Genomic DNA, 3,399 nt, shown 5'->3' with positions numbered 1-3,399 from the left:
CACTGGAGCCGAAGAAGGACGTAGAAATCTGCGATAAGCCTCGGGGAGCTGATAATCGAGCCCTGATCCGAGGATCTCCGAATGGGGAAACCCCGCCAGGCGTTGACCTGGTGACTCCCGCCTGAATATATAGGGCGGGTAGAGGGAACGTGGGGAAGTGAAACATCTCAGTACCCACAGGAAGAGAAAACAACAGTGATTCCGTCAGTAGTGGCGAGCGAAATCGGAAGAGGCTAAACCGGTCATGTGTGATAGACGGCGGTCGTTGCATGGTCGGGGTTGTGGGACCCGTTGTCCTGTTCTGCCGGACAGGAGCAGTTACAGCGCAGTATAGGCGAACAGGTTTGAATGCCTGGTCATAGAGGGTGCGAACCCCGTAGCCGAAATGCTGGCGCTGGCTGAATGGGGATCCCAAGTAGCACGGGGCCCGAGAAATCCCGTGTGAATCTGTCAGGACCACCTGATAAGCCTAAATACTCCCAGATGACCGATAGCGGACAAGTACCGTGAGGGAAAGGTGAAAAGTACCCCGGGAGGGGAGTGAAATAGTACCTGAAACCGTTTGCTTACAAACCGTTGGAGCCTCCTTGTAGGGGTGACAGCGTGCCTTTTGAAGAATGAGCCTGCGAGTTAGCGATATGTGGCGAGGTTAACCCGTGTGGGGTAGCCGTAGCGAAAGCGAGTCTTAAGAGGGCGAATGAGTCGCATGTTCTAGACCCGAAGCGAAGTGATCTATCCATGGCCAGGTTGAAGCGACGGTAAGACGTCGTGGAGGACCGAACCCACTTCAGTTGAAAATGGAGGGGATGAGCTGTGGATAGGGGTGAAAGGCCAATCAAACTTCGTGATAGCTGGTTCTCTCCGAAATGCATTTAGGTGCAGCGTTGCGTGTTTCTTGCCGGAGGTAGAGCTACTGGATGGCCGATGGGCCCCAAAAGGTTACTGACGTCAGCCAAACTCCGAATGCCGGTAAGTGAGAGCGCAGCAGTGAGACGGTGGGGGATAAGCTTCATCGTCGAGAGGGAAACAACCCAGACTACCAACTAAGGTCCCTAAGCGTGTGCTAAGTGGGAAAGGATGTGGAGTTGCAGAGACAACCAGGAGGTTGGCTTAGAAGCAGCCACCCTTGAAAGAGTGCGTAATAGCTCACTGGTCAAGTGATTCCGCGCCGACAATGTAACGGGGCTCAAGCACACCACCGAAGTTGTAGATTTCGTACTGTGACAGGCCTTCGTGGTCCAGTCGTACGGAGTGGTAGGAGAGCGTCGTGTGGCGAGTGAAGCGGCGGTGTGAACCAGCCGTGGACGCCACACGAGTGAGAATGCAGGCATGAGTAGCGAAAGACGGGTGAGAAACCCGTCCTCCGAAAGACCAAGGGTTCCAGGGCCAGGTTAATCCGCCCTGGGTAAGTCGGGACCTAAGGCGAGGCCGACAGGCGTAGTCGATGGACAACGGGTTGATATTCCCGTACCGGCGAAGAACCGCCCAAGCTAATCCAGTGGTGCTAAGAGTCCTAACCCGGCTGAGCGGATCCCTTCGGGGTGATGCCGGCCGGTCTAACGCTCGACCCCATGCTGGTGCGGCTAGCGTATTAACAGGTGTGACGCAGGAAGGTAGCTGAGCCAGGCGATGGTATCCGTAAGGTGAACCTGGTGTAAGGATGTAGGGCTGACGATAGGCAAATCCGTCGTCTCTGTGCCTGAGATCCGATGCGTACCCCGATCGGGGGAAATCAGTGATCCTATGCTGCCGAGAAAAGCATCGACGCGAGGTTCTAGCCGCCCGTACCCCAAACCGACTCAGGTGGTCAGGTAGAGAATACCAAGGAGATCGAGAGAATCGTGGTTAAGGAACTCGGCAAAATGCCCCCGTAACTTCGGGAGAAGGGGGGCCGGAACCGTGAACGGACTTGCTCCGGGAGCGGGAAAGGCCGCAGAGACCAGTGGGAAGCGACTGTTTACTAAAAACACAGGTCCGTGCCAAGTCGCAAGACGATGTATACGGACTGACGCCTGCCCGGTGCTGGAAGGTTAAGAGGAAGGGTTAGCGCAAGCGAAGCTCAGAATTTAAGCCCCAGTAAACGGCGGTGGTAACTATAACCATCCTAAGGTAGCGAAATTCCTTGTCGGGTAAGTTCCGACCTGCACGAATGGCGTAACGACTTCCCAGCTGTCTCAACCGCGAACTCGGCGAAATTGCACTACGAGTAAAGATGCTCGTTACGCGCAGCAGGACGGAAAGACCCCGTGACCTTTACTACAGCTTGGTATTGGTGTTCGGTGTGGCTTGTGTAGGATAGGTGGGAGACTGTGAAGCTCGGACGCTAGTTCGGGTGGAGTCATTGTTGAAATACCACTCTGGTCACTCTGGATATCTAACTTCGAACCGTGATCCGGTTCAGGGACAGTGCCTGGTGGGTAGTTTAACTGGGGCGGTTGCCTCCCAAAAAGTAACGGAGGCGCCCAAAGGTTCCCTCAACCTGGTTGGCAATCAGGTGTCGAGTGTAAGTGCACAAGGGAGCTTGACTGTGAGACTGACAAGTCGAGCAGGGACGAAAGTCGGGACTAGTGATCCGGCAGTGGCTTGTGGAAGCGCTGTCGCTCAACGGATAAAAGGTACCTCGGGGATAACAGGCTGATCTTGCCCAAGAGTCCATATCGACGGCATGGTTTGGCACCTCGATGTCGGCTCGTCGCATCCTGGGGCTGGAGTAGGTCCCAAGGGTTGGGCTGTTCGCCCATTAAAGCGGTACGCGAGCTGGGTTTAGAACGTCGTGAGACAGTTCGGTCCCTATCCGCTGCGCGCGTAGGAAATTTGAGAAGATCTATCCCTAGTACGAGAGGACCGGGATGGACGAACCTCTGGTGTGTCAGTTGTCCTGCCAAGGGCACCGCTGATTAGCTACGTTCGGAACGGATAACCGCTGAAAGCATCTAAGCGGGAAGCCGGCTTCGAGATGAGATTTCCATACCCTTCGGGGTGAGAGGCTCCCAGCTAGACTACTGGGTTGATAGGCCGGATGTGGAAGTGGGGACTAACGACCCATGGAGCTGACCGGTACTAATAAGCCGATGACTTGACAACACCATCCCCTCAGGGGGTGATGCTCGCGTCCACTTTGTGGTTCCCGACCGACGGTCGGACCGCGCCCCGCACAGGGGCGCTCCACACAATTTCATACTGATGGTATGAGACACAGACTTGACCACCACCGGTCACCGTCGCCCTTTGCTGGGCCGGTCCCGGTGGCAGCGTCACTAGTGTTTCGGCGGCCATAGCGAGAGGGAAACGCCCGGTCACATTCCGAACCCGGAAGCTAAGACTCTCAGCGCCGATGGTACTGCAAGGGGGACCTTGTGGGAGAGTAGGACACCGCCGGACATCCATTGACACCACCCC

At 56.0% G+C, this 3,399-nt stretch carries 2 rRNA genes; both read left to right on the top strand.

The annotated features are described in order from the left end of the window. Nucleotides 1-3,078: ribosomal RNA gene (locus ACYVHQ_RS14240) — 23S ribosomal RNA — on the top strand. A 186-nt stretch (nucleotides 3,079-3,264) separates the two neighbouring features. Further along, nucleotides 3,265-3,381 (top strand): 5S ribosomal RNA (rrf, locus tag ACYVHQ_RS14235). The last annotated feature ends 18 nt before the right edge of the window (nucleotides 3,382-3,399 follow it).

Source organism: Frigoribacterium salinisoli (assembly GCF_054781095.1).
This window is presented reverse-complemented; position numbering and strand designations above follow the sequence as displayed.